Below are 5033 nucleotides of genomic sequence, written 5' to 3'. Positions count from 1 at the left end.
TAGTCATTAGTTAACACAAACTTTACAAAAACAAAATAATACCCAAAATCCAAAATAACCTAATCGTAATGGCTAAATACGCTTTTCATACTCTATCTATACTCTATCTATACTCTATCTATACTCTATCTATACTCTATCTATACCTTATATATATAGTATAGACTACAGAATAGAGAAGGCAGAATAGAGAAGGCAGAATAGAGAAGGCAGATATAGAAAACAGATTATAGAATATAGAGCAAAACCATTCTTTACTCATCTCTTATACCTATACAATCAAATTTACGATTGGTGCTTATGAGTGATATTACCTAGCCCGGATGGTAGTGGCATCCTCTTGAGGCGGGGTTCGCCCTAAGAGATAGAGCAGACAGCCGGAAATAGCTCCCAAAAAAGAAACAAGTCCTTTATATTGTATGTGTTTTGGTAAACGTTTATATTTGCATTCCTAAAATATAAAGAACAATGATTAATATTACTTTACCCGATGGGTCGATTAGAGCGTTTGCGCCAGGCATTACTCCAATGGAGGTTGCCAAAAACATTAGTGAGGGATTTGCAAGAAATGTCATTTCGGCATCTTTTGAAGGAACCACTATTGAAACGAGCACGCCCTTGACCACTGACGGTAGTCTGATATTATACACATGGAATGACGCCGAAGGTAAAAAAGCATTTTGGCACTCGACTTCGCACGTAATGGCGCAGGTGCTAGAAGAAATGTATCCCGGCATACAACTAACCTTGGGTCCAGCTATCGCGAATGGGTTCTATTATGACGTAGATTTTGGTGATCAAAGAATCACAGAAGCCGATTTCAAAGCTATCGAGAGTCGTATCTTAGAAATATCTAAAGAGAAACACGAATTTAAAATGCGAGCGGTCACTAAAACCGAAGCGTTAGAAGCTTACAAAAACAACGTTTATAAAACCGAATTAATTAGCAATCTAGAAGACGGCACTATTACTTTTTGTGACCATGCCACTTTTACTGATTTGTGCAGAGGCGGACATATTCCTAACACAGGTATCATAAAAGCGGTAAAGATTATGAGTGTTGCCGGCGCATATTGGAGAGGTGATGAAAAAAATAAACAACTAACTAGAGTATACGGCACTTCGTTTCCTAAACAAAAAGACCTAACTGAATACCTAGAATTACTAGAAGAAGCCAAACGACGTGACCACCGAAAACTTGGTAAGGAATTAGAGTTGTTCGCTTTTTCACAAAAGGTAGGGCAAGGTTTGCCATTGTGGTTGCCAAAAGGTGCCGCATTAAGAGATCGTTTGGAGCAATTTTTGAAAAAAGCCCAAAAGAAAGCAGGTTACGAGCAAGTGGTAACTCCACACATTGGACAAAAAGAATTGTATGTAACCTCTGGTCATTATGCTAAATACGGAGCAGATAGCTTCCAACCCATAAATACTCCAGCAGAAGGCGAAGAGTTTTTACTAAAACCGATGAACTGTCCTCATCACTGTGAGATTTACAATGTTCGTCCGTGGTCTTATAAAGACTTACCGAAGCGTTATGCAGAATTTGGAACCGTTTACCGTTACGAACAAAGTGGGGAATTGCATGGATTGACTCGTGTTCGAGGGTTTACTCAGGATGATGCTCATATCTTTTGTACACCAGAACAATTGGACGAAGAGTTCAAGAAAGTAATTGATTTGGTTCTTTACGTATTTGGCTCGTTAGGATTCGAAAACTTTACTGCTCAAGTGTCTTTGCGCGATAAAGAAAATAGAGAGAAGTACATTGGTAGTGACGAAAACTGGGAAAAAGCAGAAAATGCCATCATCAATGCTGCCAAAGACAAAGGACTGAACACTGTTGTAGAATATGGCGAAGCCGCTTTTTATGGTCCAAAATTGGATTTCATGGTAAAAGATGCTTTGGGTAGACAATGGCAATTAGGAACAATTCAAGTAGATTATAACTTACCAGAGCGTTTTGAATTGACCTACAAAGGCTCTGATAACGAATTACATAGACCTGTAATGATTCACAGAGCCCCCTTTGGTTCTATGGAACGATTTATTGCAATTTTGCTTGAGCACACTGCAGGAAATTTCCCTCTATGGCTGATGCCAGAACAAGCTATAATCTTGTGTTTGAGTGAGAAATATGAAAATTATGCTAAAAAAGTTTTAAATCTGCTAGAAAATCACGAAATTCGCGCCCTAATTGACAATAGAAACGAGACTATTGGAAAGAAAATCAGGGATGCCGAAATGCAGAAAACCCCATTTATGTTAATCGTAGGTGAGGAAGAGGAGAAAAACGGCACCGTTTCTATCCGTAGACATGGTCAAGAAGGCAAAGGAAATATAAGCGTAACGATAGATGAATTTGCGGCTATTGTTGAAGAAGAAATTAGCAAAACATTGAAAGTATTTACAGTTTAACTTAAATTATAAAGTCATAGCAATAAGAAGCAACAGAGGTTACCAACCTCGAGTAGAAAAAAAGGATGCTCACAGAATAAACAACAATATTCGTGGGTTACAAGAAGTAAGACTAGTAGGAGAAAATATAGAACCTGGTGTTTTTAAATTATCCGAAGCATTGCGTCTTGCAGATGAGTTTGAATTGGATTTGGTTGAAATTTCTCCAAATGCAGAGCCTCCGGTTTGTAAGATCATGGATTATAAGAAGTTTATCTACGAGCAAAAAAAGCGTGATAAAATTCTTAAAGCTAAATCTTCTCAAGTCGTGGTGAAAGAAATTCGTTTTGGTCCTCAAACTGATGAGCACGATTATGAATTTAAAAGAAAAAATGCTGAGAAATTCTTAAAAGAAGGTGCGAAATTAAAAGCATTTGTATTCTTTAAAGGGCGTTCGATCATTTACAAAGACCAAGGGCAAATTTTATTATTGCGTTTGGCCACAGACTTAGAAGAACACGGTAAGGTAGAAGCCATGCCTGTTTTAGAAGGAAAGCGAATGATTATGTTCATTGCTCCGAAGAAGAAAAAGTAAAGCCTCCCCTAGCCCCTCCAAAAGAGGGGAATAAAAGAGGACTAACGATATAAACTTCTTAGCACTCTCCCCTTCGGGGAGAACTAAGAAGAGAAAAATAAGTAAGTAAGAATAAATTAAAAATCTAGGAAAAAATGCCTAAAATGAAAACCAAATCTAGCGCCAAAAAACGTTTCAAAGTTACTGGTTCTGGAAAGATTAAAAGAAAGCATGCTTTTAAAAGTCACATCTTGACTAAAAAATCTAAAAAACGTAAATTAGCTTTGACACACTCAGCGCTAGTTCACACAACAGATATGAAAAGCATCAAACAACAATTAAGAATTATCTAATAAAAGTATCAAGTCTTGAGAATTGAGTATTAAGACTATTACTATACAGAATTCTTTAGGTTAAAAAACATTTAATAACCTTGGAGTATGGCCATAAGTTCCTTTGATTTAATTCAGGACGCCTGCTACAAAAAAACAGTAAAATTATGCCAAGATCGGTAAATTCAGTTGCTAAAAGAGCAAGAAGAAAAAAAATAATGAAGCAAGCCAAAGGTTTCTTTGGTAGACGTAAAAACGTTTGGACAGTTGCTAAGAATGCGGTTGAGAAAGCAATGTGCTACGCTTACCGCGATAGAAAAGTGAACAAAAGAAATTTCCGCGCTTTGTGGATTCAACGTATTAACGCTGGAGCTAGATTAGAAGGAATGTCTTATTCACAATTCATGGGGAAAGTTAAAGCTAACGGAATCGAATTGAACCGTAAAGTTCTTGCAGATCTAGCTATGAATCACCCAGAAGCATTCAAAGCCATACTTAATAAAGTAAAATAAACGTTTTATCAACTCAATTTAGCTTACTTACTTATATAGAAAAACCCGAACATTCGTTCGGGTTTTTTTTATGTCTTTTTTTTGAGGGATTGTCTTCCTATTGTTGACCGACTACCGTTTCACATCAAAGTTGAGATTTTGGCTAAAGCCGAATACGAAACTCATTTTAAAGAATGGGCTAAAGCCCATCCCTATTCAAATTTGACAAACATTAGAGAATGGGTTAAAGCACATTCCTATTCAAATTTGACAAACAATAAAGAAAGGGCTAAAGCACATTCCTATTCAAACATGACAAACATTAAAGAATGAGCTAAAGCACATTCCTATTCAAATTTGAAAACACTAAAGAAAGGGCTAAAGTACATTCCTATTCATATTTGACAAACCATAGCATACGTAACTCATTATAAAAAATGAGCTAAAGCCCTTTATAGTAAAACTTCTTTTACTTACAACACTAAAAGTAGTGCAATAAATCCAAAACTTACGAGTCCTGTTGTATAATCTTTGACACCGAAAGTAGTTTCAGCATACTTAGTAAAATCATATTTTCTAGCCGTATATGCCCTATAAAATTTCAAATTTAAATCTTTAAAAGGCATGCATTGTATCGTTGGAATAAGCCCGCAGCTAGATCCTAATTTTGAAGTAGCCTTTGGATCGGTATTGCCTTTCCAAGAATGATTGCTATTCATAACCGTCAAAAGTAAAATTATTTTTGGCGTTACTAGATATTCAGCACGTAACCAATTTTCAAGATAAACAGCAGCTTGTGCAGCATCATAAAATATCAAGTCTTGAGAATTATCTAAAAAATGGGTATTGGGTGTTGGGTGTTGGGTGTTGGGGGTTGGGGGTTGGGTGTTGGGTGTTGGGTGTTGGGGGTTGGGTGTTGGGTGTTGGGTATTGGGTGCTGGGTGTTGGGTGTTGGGGGTTGGGTTTTGGGTATTGGGTGCTGGGTGTTGGGTGTTGGGGGTTGGGTGTTGGGTGTTGGGGGTTGGGGGTTGGGTTTTGGGTATTGGGTGTTGGGGGTTGGGGGTTGGGTTTTGGGTGTTGGGTATTGGGTGTTGGGTATTGTGTACTTCCCTAATTAGAGTTGACCGTTTTTTAATTGTTTATCTTTCATTTTAGTCTTTTGGCTAAAACGGGAAATAACTTTTGGGCTTAATTAAAAAGCCGAAAAAAGTTATTCTCGTTTTATGCCACGTTATATTTTCT

Annotated in this window: 6 protein-coding genes; 5 read left to right on the top strand and 1 reads right to left on the bottom strand. The window is 37.2% G+C overall.

The window, feature by feature from the left end; translation table 11 throughout:
• Positions 1-468 precede the first annotated feature (468 nt).
• The 4 genes from thrS to rplT all read left to right on the top strand — a co-directional run bounded on the left by thrS (position 469) and on the right by rplT (position 3812).
• On the top strand, positions 469-2415 hold the full coding sequence (thrS, locus tag O9307_RS13235; protein ID WP_298300114.1) for a threonine--tRNA ligase: 1947 nt from the start codon (positions 469-471) through the stop codon (positions 2413-2415).
• Between the two features lie 22 nt (positions 2416-2437).
• Positions 2438-2989, top strand: coding sequence for a translation initiation factor IF-3 (gene infC / locus O9307_RS13230; protein WP_082923223.1), 552 nt, complete (start codon positions 2438-2440; stop codon positions 2987-2989).
• A gap of 134 nt (positions 2990-3123) precedes the next feature.
• Complete coding sequence (gene rpmI, locus O9307_RS13225) at positions 3124-3321, top strand: 50S ribosomal protein L35 (RefSeq protein WP_024982756.1); 198 nt, start codon at positions 3124-3126, stop codon at positions 3319-3321.
• A gap of 146 nt (positions 3322-3467) precedes the next feature.
• A complete protein-coding gene (rplT, locus tag O9307_RS13220) occupies positions 3468-3812 on the top strand; it encodes a 50S ribosomal protein L20 (protein WP_035623056.1) in 345 nt (114 codons plus the stop codon).
• 452 nt (positions 3813-4264) lie between these two features.
• Here the strand turns inward: rplT and O9307_RS13215 are convergent, their stop codons facing one another.
• Positions 4265-4609, bottom strand: a complete 345-nt coding sequence (locus tag O9307_RS13215) for a hypothetical protein (protein ID WP_298300108.1) — start codon at positions 4607-4609, stop codon at positions 4265-4267.
• Positions 4610-4630: 21 nt separating this feature from the next.
• On the opposite strand from O9307_RS13215, the gene O9307_RS13210 reads away from it, so the two are divergent.
• On the top strand, positions 4631-4909 hold the full coding sequence (locus tag O9307_RS13210) for a hypothetical protein (protein WP_298300105.1): 279 nt from the start codon (positions 4631-4633) through the stop codon (positions 4907-4909).
• Positions 4910-5033: the final 124 nt, after the last annotated feature.

Origin of the sequence: Flavobacterium sp., from assembly GCF_027531905.1 — a bacterium.
Classification (GTDB): domain Bacteria; phylum Bacteroidota; class Bacteroidia; order Flavobacteriales; family Flavobacteriaceae; genus Flavobacterium.
The sequence above is the reverse complement of the archived record's forward strand: the minus strand, read 5'-3'. Positions and strand labels throughout refer to the sequence as shown.